This window comes from Mycobacterium sp. GA-1285 (assembly GCF_001499905.1).
GTDB lineage: Bacteria > Actinomycetota > Actinomycetes > Mycobacteriales > Mycobacteriaceae > Mycobacterium.
On the sequence record NZ_LQIS01000012.1, the window covers coordinates 38,084 to 53,367 of the forward strand.

13 protein-coding genes, 1 tRNA gene and 1 pseudogene are annotated in these 15,284 nt (G+C 66.8%); 7 read left to right on the forward strand and 8 right to left on the reverse strand.

The annotated features are described in order from the left end of the window. Positions 1-11 precede the first annotated feature (11 nt). A pseudogene (locus AU193_RS23830) lies at positions 12-278 on the reverse strand (class I SAM-dependent methyltransferase); the annotation flags it as partial. 48 nt (positions 279-326) lie between these two features. On the opposite strand from AU193_RS23830, the gene AU193_RS09060 reads away from it, so the two are divergent. After that, positions 327-998, forward strand: a complete 672-nt coding sequence (locus AU193_RS09060) for a class I SAM-dependent methyltransferase (protein WP_064422036.1) — start codon at positions 327-329, stop codon at positions 996-998. Between the two features lie 167 nt (positions 999-1,165). Here AU193_RS09060 and AU193_RS09065 read toward each other — a convergent pair whose 3' ends face one another. Both AU193_RS09065 and AU193_RS09070 read right to left on the reverse strand, forming a co-directional pair. Beyond that, on the reverse strand, positions 1,166-1,561 hold the full coding sequence (locus tag AU193_RS09065; RefSeq protein WP_064422037.1) for a nitroreductase family deazaflavin-dependent oxidoreductase: 396 nt from the start codon (positions 1,559-1,561) through the stop codon (positions 1,166-1,168). A 121-nt stretch (positions 1,562-1,682) separates the two neighbouring features. Further along, positions 1,683-1,756 (reverse strand) — tRNA-Leu (locus AU193_RS09070). A gap of 300 nt (positions 1,757-2,056) precedes the next feature. Between AU193_RS09070 and AU193_RS23555 the strand changes: the two genes are divergently transcribed. Next, positions 2,057-2,227, forward strand: a complete 171-nt coding sequence (locus AU193_RS23555) for a hypothetical protein (protein ID WP_253867705.1) — start codon at positions 2,057-2,059, stop codon at positions 2,225-2,227. On the opposite strand, the gene AU193_RS09075 is transcribed toward AU193_RS23555, so the two are convergent. The 4 genes from AU193_RS09075 to AU193_RS09090 form a co-directional block, all read right to left on the reverse strand. Then, positions 2,211-3,833 carry an ATP-dependent DNA helicase RecQ gene (locus AU193_RS09075; RefSeq protein WP_064422038.1) on the reverse strand — a complete coding sequence of 541 codons (1,623 nt, stop codon included), beginning with the start codon at positions 3,831-3,833 and terminating at the stop codon, positions 2,211-2,213. The two genes, AU193_RS23555 and AU193_RS09075, sit on opposite strands and share 17 nt — an antisense overlap. Positions 3,834-3,837: 4 nt before the next feature. Next, on the reverse strand, positions 3,838-5,433 hold the full coding sequence (locus tag AU193_RS09080; protein WP_064422039.1) for an NAD(P)/FAD-dependent oxidoreductase: 1,596 nt from the start codon (positions 5,431-5,433) through the stop codon (positions 3,838-3,840). Continuing rightward, entirely contained in the window at positions 5,430-6,206 is a 777-nt protein-coding gene (locus AU193_RS09085) for an SDR family oxidoreductase (protein WP_064422040.1), read from the reverse strand. The genes AU193_RS09080 and AU193_RS09085 overlap by 4 nt, the downstream gene beginning before the upstream one ends. A gap of 92 nt (positions 6,207-6,298) precedes the next feature. Then, a complete protein-coding gene (locus AU193_RS09090; RefSeq protein WP_253867707.1) occupies positions 6,299-7,726 on the reverse strand; it encodes an HNH endonuclease signature motif containing protein in 1,428 nt (475 codons plus the stop codon). A gap of 182 nt (positions 7,727-7,908) precedes the next feature. Here AU193_RS09090 and AU193_RS09095 point away from each other — a divergent pair, with 182 nt between their 5' ends. Next, positions 7,909-10,422 carry a sensor histidine kinase KdpD gene (locus AU193_RS09095; RefSeq protein ID WP_064422041.1) on the forward strand — a complete coding sequence of 838 codons (2,514 nt, stop codon included), beginning with the start codon at positions 7,909-7,911 and terminating at the stop codon, positions 10,420-10,422. Here the strand turns inward: AU193_RS09095 and AU193_RS09100 are convergent. Further along, positions 10,419-11,282 (reverse strand): alpha/beta fold hydrolase, encoded by an 864-nt coding sequence (locus tag AU193_RS09100; protein ID WP_064422042.1) that lies wholly within the window; start codon positions 11,280-11,282, stop codon positions 10,419-10,421. The two genes, AU193_RS09095 and AU193_RS09100, sit on opposite strands and share 4 nt — an antisense overlap. A gap of 40 nt (positions 11,283-11,322) precedes the next feature. Here AU193_RS09100 and AU193_RS09105 point away from each other — a divergent pair, with 40 nt between their 5' ends. The 4 genes from AU193_RS09105 to AU193_RS09120 all read left to right on the forward strand — a co-directional run bounded on the left by AU193_RS09105 (position 11,323) and on the right by AU193_RS09120 (position 15,254). After that, a complete protein-coding gene (locus AU193_RS09105) occupies positions 11,323-13,191 on the forward strand; it encodes a propionyl-CoA synthetase (RefSeq protein ID WP_064422043.1) in 1,869 nt (622 codons plus the stop codon). A gap of 355 nt (positions 13,192-13,546) precedes the next feature. Beyond that, positions 13,547-14,029 (forward strand): DUF4383 domain-containing protein, encoded by a 483-nt coding sequence (locus AU193_RS09110; RefSeq protein ID WP_064422044.1) that lies wholly within the window; start codon positions 13,547-13,549, stop codon positions 14,027-14,029. Between the two features lie 88 nt (positions 14,030-14,117). After that, positions 14,118-14,540, forward strand: a complete 423-nt coding sequence (locus AU193_RS09115) for a DUF4383 domain-containing protein (RefSeq protein WP_064422045.1) — start codon at positions 14,118-14,120, stop codon at positions 14,538-14,540. A 9-nt stretch (positions 14,541-14,549) separates the two neighbouring features. After that, positions 14,550-15,254 carry a ZIP family metal transporter gene (locus tag AU193_RS09120; RefSeq protein WP_064422046.1) on the forward strand — a complete coding sequence of 235 codons (705 nt, stop codon included), beginning with the start codon at positions 14,550-14,552 and terminating at the stop codon, positions 15,252-15,254. Positions 15,255-15,284: the final 30 nt, after the last annotated feature.

Sequence of the window (15,284 nt, forward strand, 5' to 3'; positions counted from 1 at the left end):
GTGCCGCGTTGTCGGGCAATCGCGATCAGGCCCGGCGAGAAGTCCAGGCCGCATACATGCGCCCCCAGCCTAGCCGCCGGGATGGATGCGTTGCCGGTGCCGCATGCGACGTCAAGCACGGCCATCCCCGCTTCGATACCCACCCGCCCAATCAGGACGTCGGCGATGGACGTCACCTTCTCTGCTACCGCCCGATAGTCGCCGGTCCCCCACATGTCATCGGTCATGACGATCAGCCTGCGCCGATTCCGGCCGACAAGGAAGAGGATCCTTCCCATCGGTAGACTCGGGGACCTGGACGGGCCGGCGGGCGATAATCTCGCGGCATGCCCAATGAAGTCAGCGGCGACGGGTATCCAGCCGTCGGTGCTCGGGCGACCTATGACGCGGTCGCAGCTGCATACGACGCCGCGTTCGCCGATGAACTTGACGCCAAGCCCCTGGACCGCGCTCTTCTGACGGCATTCGCGGATCTTGCCGGCCCGGGCCTCATCTGCGACATCGGTTGTGGCCCTGGGCATATCACTCGTTTCCTAGCAGACCGACACGCAGAGATCATCGGCCTAGACCTCTCCGCGGCGATGATCGAAATAGCTCGCCAGCATGCCCCCCGCCTGGCTTTCACGGTGGGTTCGATGCTGAACCTGCCGGTTGCGAACAATGCCTTGGGTGGTGCGGTGTCGCTGTATTCGATCATCCACCTGACGCCTTCCGAGCGCTCCGCGGCGTTCCACGAGTTCGCCCGGGTGGTACGGCCAGGGGGATGGCTCCTGCTTGCCTTTCACGTCGATAGCATCGAGTTCGCGGCCGGCGACATCAATCACCTCAAGAGCTGGTTCGGGGAGCCCGTTGAACTCGACGGGTACTTCCTCGAGCCCGACGACGTGGTCTCGCAGCTTGTGGCGGCTGGGTTCACCCTCGAAGTGCGGCTAGAGCGAAAGCCCCTTGAGCGCGTCGAGTACCCCAGTCGTCGCTGTTATCTCTTCGCCCATCGCTGACACGCACTGACAAGCACTGCCGATCGTGATGATCGCTTCCCTACGGGCTCTAACCGCCGTGAAATGCGTTCTAACCGGTACAAACAAGGTGCCCACAGTCGGAGTCGAACCGACACTGGGCGGATTTGAGCCGCTTCCTCGGCTCTAAGTCCGGTGCGGTACAGAGGTCAACCCGCCGAGCCCACATTCGTCAGCAGCACGGCTGCCTCGTTGTAGGGAAACGCTCGGTAGAGCAGGCGAGAACGCGGAATGACGAGGGCCGCGGCATCGGCCTTGCTGACCACCCGCGGGTTGACGAGCGTGACAGCCCGTCCACGCTTGCGTAGCACCGTCGGTCCGCCGGCCAGCACGTTCTTCAGCCAGTCCGTCTGTAGGCCGTAGCCGATAAGGATCGCGTAGCCATCATGGGTCTTGAATACCAGAAGGGGCGTTCGATATCGCTTACCCGACTTCCGCCCGACGTGCTCGAGCGTCCCGAGGTTCGGAAGCCACGGTGTGATCGTGCGAGCCGCCGGATTGGTGACTCGCTTGTTGAAATCTGCGATTCGGCGAGAAACGCGCATTCTCGGAGTCTAGGTATTGGTCGAAGTTCTTCGCTGACGCGGTGCTGCCGCGGGGAGCTGCCAACCACAGCGACCGCTCGACTCTTCGAGTCGCAATCGACCCCTGCCTGCAAGACTCCGGTGCCCCCAGTCGGACTCGAACCGACACTGGGCGGATTTTAAGTCCGCTGCCTCTGCCAATTGGGCTATGGGGGCCGCCGCTATCAGCGTGCCGACGAGCACGCTACCGCGCGCAATCGTCGCGCAACCCGACATGGCGCGCCCAAGGCAAGCTCAAGATAATCTCGACGTGCTGGTCGTTCCACTAGGAAAGGCACGAAGATGTCAGCGGTGACGAGGTTCCGCAACGGTCGGCGGCTCAGAATCGCCGGTGGTCTCGCGCTCGCGTCGGCGGCGCCAATACTTACGGCTGTCGTCGCTGCCTCGCCAAGCGGTCCCAGTCAGTTAGCAGCCTGCCCAGCCGGCGAGGACAGCGACCTCTACAGCGGGACGTGCGTGCCCTTCCTGGTGCCCAACACCGCCTCAGCGGTCAACAACGCCTGCCCGCCCGGAGTCAGCGGCGCCGAATGCACCGGCTCGACCGGCAATCAAGTGCCACCCCACGCGCCGCCCGGACCGTCGCCCGAGTTACAAGAACTGGAAGACGTCGTCACGCCGGGCTACTAGCCGCGCGCACATCGAGCAGATCGTTGTGCCGCACCGCGTCGACGTCCAGCGTCCGGTACCCGTAGAGGTCGAACAACACGGTGATCCGGTCCGCGTCTCCGCCGAGCACGGTGCCCGCACCCCATTCGCGATGTTCGACGGCCGTTCCCATGGCGATGGCCGACTCACCGCGGTCGGTGGCCGTGTGGTCGCGGCAGCGGTCACAGTTGCCGCACGCCTCGGGCAGGTAATCACCGAAGTAGGCCAACAGGAACTGCCTGCGGCAGTCCGGCGTCTCGGCGTAGGAACGCATCATCTCCACACGCGTCCGATCGACCCGCTCCCCGATCTCGGCCATCTCCACGGCCCTGCGTACCGCGTCATCGGCGCGCATACCGGTGCTGGTGAACCCCGACCTGGCCGACTCCACCGCGCCCGCCTGCTCAAGCAAATTGATCGACGACGTGAGCCGGCGGCCACGCTCGCCGAGTTCCTCGCGGATTTGCTTGAGCCGCTTCGGCTTCCGGACATCCAGAGCACCGTACACCCGCCGCAGCAACTCCTCGTCCGGGTTGCGGGTGGCGTAGAAGTTCCCGAGCGTGAGGTCCTCCGCCCGGTAAAACAGAATGGCGTCCGCGGGACCGTCGTCACGGCCGGCCCGCCCGATCTGCTGGTAGTACGCGTCGACGGAGACCGGCACCGATGCGTGCACCACGAATCGGACATTCGGTTTGTCGATGCCCATGCCGAACGCCGAAGTGGCCACGACGACACCGACCTCGTCATCGCGGAACCCATCGTGAACTTCGTTGCGCTGCTTGGTGTTCAGCCCGGCGTGATAGCTGACGGCGGACACCCCGCGCTGCGTCAGCTGCTCGGCATAGAACTCGGTGTCCCTGCGGGTGGCGCAGTACAGCAGGCCCGGCCGCGCGAGCTGCTGCACCAGATCGAGAACGTCCTGGCGTTTGCGCGCGTCGTCGATGTGGTGGCGGACGTCGAGCGAGATGTTCGGCCGATCGAATCCGCCGGCGATCACCGTCGGCTCACGCAGGCCCAGGAAGTCGGCGATCTCGCGACGGACCACCGCCGACGCCGTCGCGGTCAGCGCGGCGACCGGCGGCCGGCCCAACCGCTCGATCGCATCGCCGACCCGAAGGTACGTGGGCCGAAACTCATGTCCCCACGCCGACACGCAGTGCGCCTCGTCGACGACGACGAGCGACGGCTTCACCGCGGCCAGCCGCTTCATCACATCGTCCTTCATCAGCTGCTCTGGCCCGAGAAACACATACCGGACCTCACCGCGCTCAACGGCGGCCCACGCCCGGTCGAGGGCCTTCGCGCCCTGCCGCGAGTTGATCGCCACCGCATCGGGAGCATCGGACTCCTCGAGCGCGGCGATCTGGTCGTACTGCAACGCAATCAACGGCGATATCACGATGACCGCACGCGGCAGCAGCACCGCGGGAACCTGGTAGATCGCCGACTTACCCGAGCCGGTCGGCATCACCGCCAGCACGTCGCGACCATCCAGGATCGCGGTCATCGCCTCGAGTTGCTCTGGCCGCAGCGTCTGCCATCCGAACACCTTCTGGGCGACGTCGCGTAACCGATCGGAGTCGTTCACCGGCTCATCGCGTCATTAGCGACAGGATCGCGCGGTTGACCTGTCGGCGTGGCCAACCCAACCGCCCCGCGGCCGAAAGCGCGGCGCGCGCCGCATTGCGGCCGCACACACCGTGCACTCCCCCACCCGGCGACGCGCCCGCGCTGCCGAGGAAGACGTTCTCGACCGGCGTCTCCGCGCCGCCGAAACCCGGGAACGGCCGGAAGATCAACTGCTGGAACAACTGTGACGTTCCGCCGTTCACCGCACCGGCATGCAGATTCGCGTCACTGGCCTCCAGGTCCGACGGCCGCTGAATCGACTTGCCGACGATGTGGTCGCTGAACCCCGGTGCGTGCTTCTCCAACACCACGTCCACCGCCGCCGACAGCTGGTCAGCGGAAGCATCGTCGGCGACACCTCGTGGCAGATGCGTGTACGCCCAGGCACTTTCGGTGCCCGCCGGTGAGCGAGTCGGATCGGCGGTGGTCATCTGCCCGAACAGCAGGAACGGATGCAGCGGCACGGTGCCGGTGTTGAGGTCGGCCATCCACCGGATCAGGCCGTCATGGTCGGCGCCGAGATGGACCGTTCCGGCCTCGCTCAGGCTCTCAGAACGCCATGGGATCGGTGCGTCGAGTGCATAGTTGATCTTCAACACCGGTGTGTCCCAGACGAACCGGTCGATGCTCTGGACCACCGATTCGGGCAGGGCGTCGGACGGAAGCAGCTCACGGTACAGCAGCGGCGCTGAGGTATCGGCGATCACCGCTCGACGCACTCGCACGGTCTCGCCGCCCGCGGTGTGGACGGACACCGCGCGTCGGCCTCGGACGTCGATTTGATCGACCCGCTGCCCGCACTGGATGCGGGCGCCCGCCGACGTCGCCCGGTTCACCAGCGCCGCCGTCAGTTGGCCCGCGCCGCCGACCGGGACGGGAAAGCCGCCGTCCTGCGCCATCATGATCAGCATGTATCCCATGACGCCGCTGCCCGGCGCGTCGATGGGAACATCGGCGTGCATCGCGTTGCCCAACAACAGGAGTCGCGCGGCCTCGCCTTCGAACAGCTGCTTGCCCATCACCCCCGCGGGCAGAAGCAGCAGATGCGCCAGCCGCAGCGCCTCGGCGGTACCCAGCTCGCGCAGCAGGCCTACCGCCCCACGCATCGGTGGGAACGGCGCGAACAACGTCTCCAGCAACGGTTCCTTGATGCGCTGCCACTGGGCGAACAAGTTGCGCCAGCGTGCCCCGTCACCGGGTGTGCGACGGTCGAGATCCCCTGCTGTGCGGTCGAGTTCGCGCCAGATCAGCGGAGCGTCCTCGTCGTCTGCGGAGCTCGCGTGGCCGACGACCGCCGGCGAGTGTGACCATCGCAGCCCGTGGTCCTCGAGGTGCAGTGCCTTGAGCGCGGGTGAAGTGACCGACAGCGGATAGAACGCGCTGTACAGGTCGCTGACATAGCCGGGAAACAACTCGGCGCTCTTGACCGCGCCGCCGGGTTGTTCCTGCTCTTCGAGAACCAGCACATCCCAGCCCTCGTCGGCGAGCATGGCCGCGGCAACCAAACCGTTGTGGCCGGCCCCGATCACCACAGCATCGGCGGAGCCCGACACGCTCACCTCGAGATCAACCTGTTCGAGGCGGCCTTCACCGAGTCGGGAAGGAACCGGTTCAACAGGCCGAATCCTTTCGAAAGCGGCGACGACGCAACGACTTTCTTTCGTCCCCGCATCAGGGCGTCGTACCCCTGTTTGGCGACCTTCCCGGGGTCGTCCTTGGGCATCCGCCCGACCAAGGTGTCGAGCATGCCGACGCGCCGGAAGAAGTCGGTGTCGGTGGGGCCGGGCATCAGCGAGGTGACGGTGACATCGGTGTCGCGCAATTCGTCCTGCAAGGCTTCGGCGAACGACTGCACGAACGACTTGGAGGCGTTGTAGATGGTCTGGTACGAGCCGGGCATCGTCGCCACGATCGACGACGTGAACAGCAGCTTGCCCGAGTTGGCACTCACCATGTCAGCCAGCACCAGCTTGGCCAGTTGCATGGTTCCCCGGACGTTGAGATCGATGATGTTGAAATCCTCTTCCAGTCCCCGGTCGACGAACCGACCGCCGCCACCGGTACCGGCGTTGAGGGCGACGGCGTCCAACCGGCGACCGTCCGCGGTGGCGGTGCCGTACAACCGGTCGACTTCGTCCTCTTTGCGCAGATCCACCTGAACCGCGCGGACCTCTGTCCCACCGGCGGCGAGTTTGTCGGCGCTGGCATGAATGCCGTCGTCATCGGCGGCCACGATGAGGTCGTAGCCGTCGTCGGCGAACAGCTTCGCCAACTCGAAACCGATCCCGCTCGAAGCGCCCGTCACAAGCGCGAGTGGTCGTCCTTGAGCCATGGTGGCGGGCTACCCGACGGGGCCTTCACCAAACGCACGCTGCACACGCCGACGTCAGCCCCTGTCCTCATAACCGCGTAAGAAACCAGCCGTCAGCCCGCGTCGCGATCATCGCCGTGGTCGGGACCGCCGTCGTCGGGACACTCTCCGCCGTCCTCGTCGTCTCCCTCGTCGGGGACGAGGTAGCGGTTGGGGTGGTGATAGTTGTTGACGCGGGCTTGGCCGTTGTCGAGCTGCGGAGGAGGAAGCCACGCGGTGCGCCCGTCTTTGCGTATGTAGGTGCGCCAGCCGCCGGGTTTGACCCGCCGATTGTCGGGGCTACACGCCAGGGTCAGCTCATCGATGTTGGTCTGACCGCCAGCGGCCCAATCGTTGTCCCCGTGATGCACCTGGCACTGGTAAGCCGAGGCGGTGCAGCCGGGTCGGGTGCAGCCATGATCGCGGGCAAACAGGGCCAGCCGCTGAGCTTTGGACGCCAAGCGTTTAGCCCGACCTAGGTACAGAATCTCTTCGGTGTGGTCATCGAAGATCGCCAGATAGTGATGCGCTTCGGCGGCCTGGCGGATCACCTCGCTCATCGGCAGCAGCGACCCGCCGCCGGTGAACCCATGCCCGGTGCCCGCTTCGAGTTCCTTGAGCCCGGCGGTGATGAGCATGGTGGCCGGCAACCCGTTATGGCTGCCCAACGTGCCCGACGCGAGCAGTGCCCGACACATGGCATTCAGCGCATCGTGGTTGCGCTGTCCGGTCGTACGGGTGTCAGCCGACACCGCTTCGGGCGGCGGGTCGCCGTCCACAGACGGGGCGTCATCGGCCGGGTTGTTCTTGCCGGGGGCGGCCCACACCGCCAGCACCGCCTCCAACGCCGCCCGCGTGGCGGGATCAATCAGTCCGCGCAGCTCACTCATCCCATCGAGACGCTGCCGGCCCAGTCGCAGCCAACGGTGCGCCGCGCGCACTTCATCGGAGAAATCCCCATCCGGGTTCAGATACGCCGCCAACCGCTCCGCCGCCGCACGCAACTCCTCGGGCGTGTGCTTGGTGGCCAGCTCGGCCAGCTGCGCTTCGGCGGCCTCACGCACGTCGAAGGCCATCGAGACCGGGACCTGCTTGGCGAAGAACCGCCGGATCACCCGCACATGCTCCGCGCCCACCAGGCCCTTCTCGACGGCGGCCGCCGTCTGCACCAGCACCGGTTCGAGTGCCTCGCCTGTCATCGCCCGCCGCGGCGCCAACTCTTTTGCCTCGGCCACCCTGCGGCTCGCCTCGGCCTTGGAGAGGCGCAGCAACACCGTCAGCGCGCCGGCCACGCTGTTTTCACCCAACTCCGCGAGCGGGGCCTGCTGGAGTCCAGCCACTAGGCGGTGCCCCACCGTCGCCGAACCGCGCGTGAAGCTCTCCCACTGCGCGGCCAGCGCCAACTGCTCAGAGGTGGTCAAGGTGTCGAACGACTCGGCGACCAGCGCGGACAGCTGCTCGGCCATCCCCGCGATCACTTCGCTCATACGTTCGAATTCCACACTTTAACGCTAACTGCGCCCACCGACAAACCAGGCCCGGTTGTGACCGCTGAAACCAAAGAGGCACAAGTGATTTCACGTGGCACCGCGAGCCGCGGAGGCGGCGAGCCCAGAGAGGCGGCAAAACAAGGGTGCCCCAGAAGGGTTTGAGCCACCCCCGGCACAACGTGAATGATGTAGGGATGGGAATACTGGGACGAAAGACCGGGGACCTGCGCGTCTACCTCGGCGCGGCGCCCGGTGTCGGCAAGACCTACTCGATGCTCGCCGAGGCGCACCGCCGTCTCGAGCGCGGAACCGACGTGGTCGCCGCCGTGGTCGACACCCACGGTCGGCGCAAGGTCGCCCAGCAGCTCGCGGGCATCGAAGTCATACCTCCGCGCACCATCGAGAACACCGGCAGACCCGGCGCCGAATACCAGGAGATCGACGTCACCGCGGTCATTCAGCGACGGCCCAAGGTCGTGCTCGTCGACGACTTCGCCCATACCAACGCCCCGGGCAGCAAGAACAAGAAGCGTTGGCAAGACGTGGAAGAACTGCTCAACGCCGGGATCACGGTGATCACCACCGTCAACATCCAGAACCTGGAGAGCGTTTCCGACCTCGCCGCCCAGATCACCGGAGTGGAAGAACCGGACCGCATCCCCGACGAGGTGGTGCGCGCCGCCGACCAGATCGAGTTGGTCGACATCACGCCGGAGGCGTTGCGGCGCAGGCTGGCTCACGGCAACGTGTATCCGCCGGAACGCGTTGATGCCGCATTGTCGAACTACTTCCGACCCGAGAACCTCACCGCCCTGCGGCAATTGACCCTGCTGTGGCTCGCCGATCAGGTCGACGCCGCGCTGGCCAAGTACCGCTCCGACAAGAAGATCAGCGACCGGTGGGCGCCCCGTGAACGCGTGGTGGTCGGGGTGACGGGCGGTCCGGAGTCCGAGATCCTGGTGCGACGGGCGTCGCGAATCGCCTCCCGTTCGGGGGCGGACCTGCGAGTGGTCCACGTCGTCGACGGCGGAGGCCTGACGGCGATATCCGACCAGCAGAAGAAGGCTGTGCGCGAGCTGGCGGCCAGCCTGGGCGCCACCATGCACACCGTGGTCGGTGACGACGTCGCGTCCTCACTGATCGCCTACGCGCACGACATCAACGCGACGCAGCTGGTCGTCGGAACATCCCGACGTTCGCGGCTGTCGCGCATGTTCGACGAGGGCATCAGTGAGGCCGTCGTCCAGCAGGCCGGCGGCCTGGACGTGCACATGGTCACCCACGACCAGGCCAGCACGGGCATCTCGTGGTCGCGGCTCTCGCCTCGCCAGCGCCGACTCACGTCATGGCTTGCCGCCGTGGCCATACCGATCGCGGTCTGCGCGCTGACATTGCTGCTGCCGGAACGGTTCTCCCAGGTCGGAGGTCCGGGCGCGCTGTTCTTCCTCGGGGTGCTCGGCACCGCGCTGCTCGGCGGGCTCGCTCCGGCCGTCACGGCCGCCGCGCTGTCGGGAGCGCTGATCACCTTCTTCCTGGTGGCTCCGCCGAACACCTTCTCCGTGCACAACAGCGACAACGTCATCGCGTCGCTGGTGATGCTCGTTGTCGCCGCCGCGGTCGCCGCCCTGGTCGATCGCACCTCGAGACGGGCGCGAGAAGCGCGGCGAGCCGGTCAGGAAGCCACGCTGCTGACCTTGTTCGCCGACGGCGTGCTGCACGACGCGGACCTCGACGGCCTGCTGGAACGGGTCCGCGAGACGTACTCCCAGCGCGCCGTCAGCCTCGTGCGAAGCCAGACCGGCGAAGTGCTCGCCCACACCGGCACCGATCCGTGCGCCGACGTCGACGACGCCGACACCTCTGTCGAAATCGGAGACGACGAGTATTGGATGCTGTTGTCCGGGCCGGCGTTGACGACACGCGACCGCCGCGTCCTCAGCGGCGTCGGTAAGCAGGCCGTCAACCTGGTCAAGCAACGAGAACTGGCCGAGGCGAACAAGGCCGAAATCATCGGTCAGGCGAACAAACTCCAGCATGCGCTGCTCGCAGCGGTCAGCCACGACCTGCGCACCCCGCTGGCGGCCGCCAGGGCGGGGACCTCGCGGATCCGCAACAGCGATGTCGACTTCTCCGCGGACAACACCGCCGAACTCCTGGCGACGGTGGAGGAGTCTGTCGATCAGCTGACCACGCTGGTGGCCAACCTGCTGGACTCGGCACGCCTGGCCGCCGGGGCGGTCCGACCGCAGATGGCTCGTGTCGAACTGGAGCACGTCGTGCAACGCGCGCTGCTGGGAATCCGCGCCGACACAGACGAGATCACCCGACCCGGCAGTGAACGGGTGAAAGTGGAGATCGACTGCGACGCGGTCCTGGCCGACAACGAACTGCTCGAGCGTGTTCTGGCCAACCTGATCGACAACTCGCTGCGCTACGCCGACGGCAGCATGGTGCGGGTGACCGCGGGGCAGGTGGGCGACCGGGTGCTCATCGCCGTCGTCGACGAGGGCCCGGGTATTCCGCGGGGCAGTGAACAGCAGGTGTTCGCGCCATTCCAGCGGCTCAGCGACGACGACTCGATCGGCATCGGCATCGGCCTGTCGGTTGCCTCGGGTTTCGTCGAGGCGATGGGCGGCACGATCTCGGCTTCCGACACCCCCGGCGGCGGCCTGACCGTCGAGATCGACCTGCCCGCCGCGACCGATTAGACGCCGGCCGTCTCCGACGCCAGGGCGATCAGTGCCGCGCGCACCAGATCGGGTCGCTCGTCGATGATGAAGTGACTGGCGTCGACCGTCTGCAGTCGGTAGTCGTCGGCATCGGCCGTCTCCTCGGCCGCAAGGGACGGATGGACGGCGGTGTCGCCGAGCCCGAACAGACACCGGATCGGTACGGTGGCGCGCGGCGGCTTCGGCCCGCGAGCGGCAGCGGGTAGCTCACGGAGCACGAAGCTGCGGTACGTGTCACGCCCGGCACGCGCCACCGTCGGATCCTTGAACCGATCCGCGTAGACCCGCGCCGTCTCGGAGTCCATCCGCGAGGCGACTCTGAACACCCGGGCGACGAAGTCCGTGTACCGCTGTACCGGAACACCGAACGTGGCCAGCGGCACCTGATACCAGAACCGCCACAGCTGCGGTGCGACGACACGGGGCGTGATCCACGGGTGCGCCATGTTCATCGCCAGGAAGCCGTCGATCCGCTCGGGGGCCGTCAACACCATGCGATACCCGACGTACGCGCCCCAGTCGTGACCGGTCAGCAACACCTGGTCCAAACCGAGCGCGTCGAGCAGCGCGAGTACGTCGGCGGCGACGTCGTCCTTCTCCCACCGGTGCGGCGCAGGGCCCGACCAGCCGTAGCCGGGCAGGTCCGGCGCGATGATGCGCAGGCCTGCGGGCGGGTCTCCCAACAGATCCCGGTACACCCAATGGTGTTGCGGCCACCCGTGCAGCGCGACGACCGGACGTCCGTCGCCGGGGCCGGCCTCGGTGACGTGGAAGCGCACACCGCGGGCGGTGACGTGAGAACGGCGCGCACCTTCGATCGGCGGAGGAGCAGAAGCCATAACGCGACTATAGGAACTGCCATCGCGCTACCGTGCCGGTATGGCCGGATACCGAGCGCTGTTCGACGCCAGCATCGCTGATCCAGAACGATTCTGGGCCGATGCCGCACGCGCGGTGACGTGGACCCGCGAGCCCGAGAAGATCCTCGACGACTCCAACCCGCCGTTCTACCGGTGGTTCGCCGACGGTGAGCTCAACACCTGCGCCAACGCGCTCGACCGACATGTCGACGACGGCCGAGGCGACCAGCCCGCGCTGATCTACGACTCACCGGTCACCGGGTCACAACGCACATTCACGTACCGCGAATTGCGGGATGCCACAGCCAAATTCGCCGGCGGGCTACGCGGGCTCGGGGTCGCCAAGGGCGACCGCGTGGTGATCTACATGCCGATGATCCCCGAGGCGGTGATCGCGATGCTGGCGTGTGCGCGACTGGGGGCGATCCACTCGGTCGTGTTCGGCGGGTTCGCCGCGCACGAACTCGCGGTGCGCATCGACGATGCGCGACCCAAGGTCGTCATCTCCGCGTCCTGCGGTATCGAACCGTCGCGCACCGTCGCATACAAGCCGATGCTGGACGCCGCACTCGAGATGTCCGAGCACCCGCCGCGCACCTGCGTCATCGCGCAGCGCGACCGACAGCGCTGCGAGCTGGCTCCCGACCGCGACCTCGACTGGGAGGACGTCGCGGTGGCGGCGCCCGTCGACCCCGTGCCGGTGGCGGCAACGGACCCGCTGTATGTGCTCTACACGTCCGGAACCACGGGCAAGCCGAAAGGCATCGTCCGCGACAACGGCGGGCATGCGGTGGCGTTGCTCTGGAGCATGCGCAACATCTACGACATCGCGCCCGGCGAGGTCTTCTGGGCCGCATCCGATGTCGGCTGGGTGGTGGGCCACTCGTACATCGTCTACGGCCCGCTGCTGCTGGGCGCGACGACGGTGCTCTACGAGGGCAAGCCGGTCGGCACGCCGGATCCCGGTGCGTTCTGGAGGGTCGCGTCCGAGCACGGGGTCAAGGCACTGTTCACCGCGCCGACGGCCGTGCGCGCGATCCGCAAGGAGGATCCCGACGGCTCGCACATCGGCCGCTACGACCTGTCGAGGATGGAATACCTCTTCCAGGCCGGCGAGCGGCTCGACCCGGACACCTATGAGTGGGCGGCGCAGAAACTCGGCATTCCCGTCGTCGACCACTGGTGGCAGACGGAAACCGGGTGGGCGATCGCCGCCAACCCGATGGGCTTGGACCCCCTGCCCATCAAACCCGGGTCCCCCACCGTCCCGATGCCCGGCTACAACGTGGAGATCCTGAACGCCGACGGTTCGCCTTGCGCCGCCAACGAGGAAGGCGACATCTGCATCCGGCTCCCGCTTCCGCCGGGCACCCTGACCACTCTGTGGGGCGACGACGACAGGTACCGGGCGTCGTACCTGTCCGAGCACCCCGGCTACTACCTCACGGGCGACGGCGGCTATCTCGACGAGGACGGCTACCTCTTCGTGATGGGCCGCATCGACGACGTCATCAACGTCGCTGGACACCGGTTGTCGACAGGATCCATCGAGGCCGTGCTGGCCACCCACCCGGCGGTCGCGGAGTGTGCCGTCATCGGGGTCCGCGACGACATCAAAGGCCAGGTGCCGCGCGGCTTCGTGGTGCTCAAGTCGGGTGCCTCGACCGAGGGACTGGCCGAGCAGCTCATCGAGTCGGTGCGCGAGAACATCGGCGCCGTAGCGTCTTTCAAACTCGTCGACGTCGTGCCCGCGCTGCCCAAGACCAGGTCCGGAAAAATCCTGCGCAAGACGATGCGGGGCATCGCCCACGGCCGTGACGAGCCGTTGCCGTCGACGATCGAGGACCCGGCGGTGATCGAAACGCTCAAGCCGATCCTGAAGAACTGAGCCACCCCGACTCCGCTCGTATCGGCCTATATTCGTGTTGAGTCCGTGCTTGCCCGACGCAGGCCGGCTCTCAACCAAAGGAGTTGATTCGCGATGCGTACTTCTGCGGTCAAGGCCAAGAGCGGCTGTACCTGCCATTGCCACAAATGCGATCAAGGTCATCACTGCGGGAACCCCCCGAACTGCTACATCAAGAAATAGGCCGACATCGAGGAAAAAGTCGACGCCGGACGGGATCGGCTCAGGTTCGCTCGCAGACCTCAGCCGCATGTCCTGTTGCGACAAGGTCGCGAAACAACGTTTGCCTCGCCTTTTCGTGGGTAGAACTGCGCTCACCCGAGGAAAGGAACAAACGATGGTCAGCAGTCACCCTCCGGGGCGGACGGCCGCGTCCCGGTACGGCTCACATGTTCAGAAGGCCGCCCTTGCGGTCGGCGCAGTTTTCCTGCTGGTCGGCATCCTGGGCTTCATCCCGGGAATCACGACGAACTACGACACCATGACGTTCGCCGGCCATCATTCCGGAGCCATGCTGCTCGGCATCTTCAACGTCTCGATCCTGCACAACATCGTGCATCTGCTGTTCGGTGTGGCCGGCGTACTGATGGCGCGCACGTTCGATGCCGCCCGCATCTACCTGATCGTCGGCGGCGTCATCTACCTGCTGCTCTTCCTGTACGGCCTGATCATCGACCACGACAGCGCGGCAAACTTCGTGCCGTTGAACACCGCCGACAACTGGCTTCACCTGTTCCTCGGGGTCGCAATGATCGCGCTGGGCGTGCTGCTGTCGCGCCGCCGCGACGCCAACACCCCGTTGAACCGGAACACCCGGTAGGCGTCCACGCCGTCCCGCGCCGGTTAGCGACCGCGCCCGGCGGGTATCACCTGCGAGTCCGTCGACGAGGGTTCGGACGGAGGCAGGGATGGCGAAGGACCCGAAGTACATGGCCGTACAGGCCGCGGCGGTGATCGCGGGCGTCGTCCTGATCCTGCTCGGCGCCCTCGGCTTCATCCCCGGCCTCACCCAGGATTATGACCGGCTGGCGTGGGCCGACCACCGATCCGGGGCCACCCTGTTCGGCATGATCTCGGTGTCCGGACTGGGCAACGTGGCCAACCTGGTACTCGGGGCACTGGGGCTGGTGATGGCACGCACCTATGCGGCCGCCCGCGCATACTTCCTCGGGGCCGGATTGGTCTACTTCGCACTGTTCGCGTACGGGTACGCGGTGGGCAACGCGTTCGACTGGATGTGGTTCGGTCTGGGTGTCGTCATGTCGATCCTCGGGCTGACACTCGCCGGCCAGCACGACCCGACCAAGCGTCGCAGGACAATTCGCGCCTAGGCTGAGGCGATGCTCACCGCATTGCTCTGGGGTGGCGTCGCGGCAGCCTCGTTGATCATCGGCGCACTCGCCGGGGTCGCACGGGACTGGAACGCGCGGCTGATCGGTCTGGTCCTCGGCTTCGGCGCCGGAGCGTTGGTTGCCAGCATCTCGTTCGAACTGGCCGAGGAGGGTTTCAACGTCGGCGGGGCCGTTCCCGTCGCCCTGGGTCTGGCGATCGGAGGCGTCGTGTTCTTCCTCGCCGACAAGGGGGTCGCCCGGATCGGCGGTCGAAACGGGGGCGCCGCGGGTCTGCCCCTCGGTTTGGGTGCGTTGCTCGACGGTATACCCGAGCAGGCGGTACTGGGCATCGGGATCGCCGGTGGCGGCGCGGTTAGCGCGTCGCTACTCGTCGCGATCTTCGTCTCCAACCTTCCCGAGGCGGTCGGGTCGGCCAGCGACCTGAAGGCCGCAGGCACACCACGGCAGCGGATCGTGGTCGGCTGGATCGCCGTGGCGCTGCTGTGCACGCTGGCCACGCTGGCCGGATACCAGTTGCAGGAAACGGCGGGCCGCCAATTACAAGGCGCAATAGACGGTTTCGCCGCGGGCGCCTTGCTCGTCATGCTGGTCACGTCGATGATCCCCGAAGCCACCGAGAAAGCTCGCGATCAGGCGGGACTGGCCGCGGTGCTGGGGTTCGCCGTCGCCGCCGGGTTGTCCCTGAGTAGCTAGACGTCTGGGCTTCGTTGTGTCCCAGTCCTT

Excerpts from the sequence above, each read along its gene's own strand:
- AU193_RS09120 (WP_064422046.1), top strand. The coding sequence starts at position 14,550 with ATGCTCACCGCATTGCTCTGGGGTGGCGTCGCGGCAGCCTCGTTGATC.
- AU193_RS09085 (WP_064422040.1), bottom strand. The coding sequence starts at position 6,206 with ATGGCTCAAGGACGACCACTCGCGCTTGTGACGGGCGCTTCGAGCGGG.
- AU193_RS09065 (WP_064422037.1), bottom strand. The coding sequence starts at position 1,561 with ATGCGCGTTTCTCGCCGAATCGCAGATTTCAACAAGCGAGTCACCAAT.
- AU193_RS09095 (WP_064422041.1), top strand. The coding sequence starts at position 7,909 with ATGGGAATACTGGGACGAAAGACCGGGGACCTGCGCGTCTACCTCGGC.
- AU193_RS09100 (WP_064422042.1), bottom strand. The coding sequence starts at position 11,282 with ATGGCTTCTGCTCCTCCGCCGATCGAAGGTGCGCGCCGTTCTCACGTC.
- AU193_RS09105 (WP_064422043.1), top strand. The coding sequence starts at position 11,323 with ATGGCCGGATACCGAGCGCTGTTCGACGCCAGCATCGCTGATCCAGAA.
- AU193_RS09060 (WP_064422036.1), top strand. The coding sequence starts at position 327 with ATGCCCAATGAAGTCAGCGGCGACGGGTATCCAGCCGTCGGTGCTCGG.
- AU193_RS09110 (WP_064422044.1), top strand. The coding sequence starts at position 13,547 with ATGGTCAGCAGTCACCCTCCGGGGCGGACGGCCGCGTCCCGGTACGGC.
- AU193_RS09115 (WP_064422045.1), top strand. The coding sequence starts at position 14,118 with ATGGCGAAGGACCCGAAGTACATGGCCGTACAGGCCGCGGCGGTGATC.